This is a genomic window from Streptococcus sp. SR4 (genome assembly GCF_000517725.1).
Classification (GTDB): Bacteria; Bacillota; Bacilli; order Lactobacillales; family Streptococcaceae; genus Streptococcus; species Streptococcus salivarius_F.
Window position 1 is genome coordinate 1 of sequence record NZ_AZYW01000038.1, and the last position, 2,221, is coordinate 2,221.

The window sequence follows — 2,221 nt, forward strand, 5'->3', positions numbered from 1 at the left end:
CAAGGCGTACCAGTTTGGACCAAAGTAATACCAACTACCTTCCCATTCATGGTACTGATTTTTAAGAGCAGCGCCTGTTGCTTCATCCAGATAGTAGATGTGGCTGCTGTTAGGGATAGTATCACTGTAATACGCATAGATGAGCTCACCTCTACTTTGCATTCCGTAGTAGTATTTACGAGTAGGAAGTCCAAAGTAGTAGAGTTCGCCATCGATAACTTGAACGGAGACTAATTTGTTTCCCTTACCGTCTAAATAATACCAGTGATTATCTTTGGTTTTAACGAAACCAGCTTTTGTAACCTTTTTACCATCAAATCCGATATAGTCTCCACTATCTGCGTAGTATGTGAATTCTCCGAAGCCTTGATGACCATCTCCAACGATAAGATTCACTTCTTCACCATGAACAATATGTGTTCCTGAGTAAACTTTTCTACCATCTGGACCAACATAATAGCGTTTGCCATCGACTTCGACGATTTGATCACGGACAGCAGCACCAGTGTCTTTGTCATAAAAATGATCAGCATTGGCAAAAATACCTTTGGCTTGGACACCGTCTTTATCAAAATAGACCTCTACACCATCTATAGTTTGAGCACCAATTAATTTATCGCCCTTATCATTGACATAGTACCATTTGCCATCTTTTTCGACATAGCGGTTGGTAACGAGGGCTCCACTATCTTTATCATAATAATGGCCGTTTGGCGCAAAGTCACCTTTAACTTGGACACCATCATCATAGAAGTAGACATTTACAAAATCAACAGTTTGAGCACCGATTAGTTTATCACCTTTATTATTGACATAGTACCACTTGCCATCTTTTTCGACATAACGGTTGGTAACGAGGGCACCAGTGTCTTTGTCATAGTAGTGTCCATTTGGTGCAAAGTCCCCTTTAACTTGAGAATAGTCATCACGGAAGTAGACATTGACATAATCTATAACTTGTTCACCCTTTAAAGGATAACTAGATTTATCAACATAGTACCATTTACCTCCAGCAGTAACATAACTATTTTTGGCTGTAACTGGAGTCAATTTACCATTTTCATCTGCAATTGATGTTGGGTATCTATCATCTACAGCAATAAAAGTGAAAGCATTGGTGAGGATAGCACCTCTTACGCCGTTAATGTATTTAGAAAACTGAGCATAGTACCAGTTTCCATCAACTTGGAACAGTGGGTTTGGGCTGCCAGGGACATCATCTCTTAGTGAACCAGATTCATCAAAATAGTAGAGTTGTCCATTAATTCGCTTGAATCCATGAACAACATGTCCATTTTCATCAGCATAAACAGAAGGTGTCCAGAGGTATCCTCTCAAGTACATATATCTGATTTTACCCCAGCCATTATAGACTTTTTGTCCCTGTTCATTGTAATAACTTTCAGTACCATCAGGATTCTTGAATTTAGAATAATAGACCATGGCTGGTTGGAAGTAGTACTCTTTACCGTCGATGGTTTTAGGGCCAGTGTAAATATTACCGTCATTGTCATAGTAGTAATAAATGTCGTCGCTGGTTCCGTTAATGTAGCGAGTACTATGATAGAGGGCAATTTTATTATTCCAAAGTTCGCCATTTTCAGGATGGAAATAATATCCTTTTCCATCAACAACCACTCTTTGCCCTTTTGTTTGAAGCCCCTTGTCATTAAAGTGGTAAGTTTTGTCTCCAATTTCTTGAAGGCCAGTCACTTTTTCACCTGTCTTATCTACATAATACCAGTGGTTATCGCCAGTAGTAACAAAAGATTCAGTTGTTAGATGTCCAAGTTCACCATCATAATAATGTCCATCTTGGGCAAAGTTTCCTTTGACTTGTTTACCATCCTTGTCGAAATAGACATGCTGTCCATCAATTAGGTTTGGACCAGTCAGATCCTTGTCATCTTTTTTGTAATGCCAATTGCCTTGATCATCACTATACCATTGACCGCCAGTGATATTATTTTCAGCAGAGGGAACTTGAGAATTAGGGGTATCAGTATCACTAGTTGTTGGTGACACATTCTCAGGTGTAACACTCTCGCTAGTCGTTGCACCTACCTCAGAATGTGTAGTTTCAGAATTAGCTGCTTCCGAACTAGCCGTACTTGTCACTTCAGAGATTGGTTTTTCAGAAACTGTTTCTGTTGAAGCCACTTCAGAGGTGACTACAGGTGTTTCTGATACTGTGGCAGCTTCACTCGAAGCGGTAGTAGCT

1 protein-coding gene is annotated in these 2,221 nt (G+C 39.7%); it reads right to left on the reverse strand.

The window, feature by feature from the left end; all coding sequences use genetic code 11:
* A partial coding sequence (locus HMPREF1519_RS04595; RefSeq protein ID WP_051413954.1) for a glucosyl transferase occupies positions 1–2,221 on the reverse strand: 2,221 nt, incomplete at both ends.